Origin of the sequence: uncultured Lacinutrix sp., assembly GCF_947500325.1 — a bacterium.
GTDB lineage: Bacteria > Bacteroidota > Bacteroidia > Flavobacteriales > Flavobacteriaceae > Lacinutrix.
The window spans coordinates 1-491 of the sequence record NZ_CANMRQ010000096.1 but is presented as its reverse complement, the minus strand read 5'-3'; the positions used below and the strand labels follow the sequence as shown (position 1 = coordinate 491).

At 36.5% G+C, this 491-nt stretch carries 1 protein-coding gene; it reads left to right on the top strand.

Annotated features, from left to right (window positions below):
* Positions 1 to 491, top strand: a 491-nt coding sequence (locus tag Q0997_RS20330) for a hypothetical protein (RefSeq protein WP_299892564.1), incomplete at both ends; no start/stop codon positions are given.

The following is a 491-nucleotide window of genomic DNA, read 5'->3' as shown; positions in this document are numbered from 1 at the left end:
CCTTACACCAACATCGTTCAAGACATGCAAACGATTTATGTAAGAGCCGAGAATGATATAACAGGTTGTTTTACTATAGTAGAATTACCATTAGTAGTATTACCATCACCAGTAGTGCCATTAGATATAGAGGATTATGTTGTTTGTGATGATGATAATGATGGCTTTAATCAGTTTGATTTTGAAACAGTAATCAATCCCCAAATCTTTACAGGCGGACAAACACCAGCAGATTTTGTATTAACCTATCATACCTCACAGGTCAATGCAGATTCAGGTAACAATCCAATTATCAATATCACCAACTATACCAATGCTACTAACCCTCAAACAATTTACATTCGATTGGTTAGTAATGCTAATGGTTGTGTCACAACGGGGCAGTTTGATATTAGAGTGGAGTTCCCACCAGTATTAGACCCAACCTATGATAATGAGTTATCACAGTGTGATGATTTAGATGCAGATTATATGGAAGCCAACGATGGTTT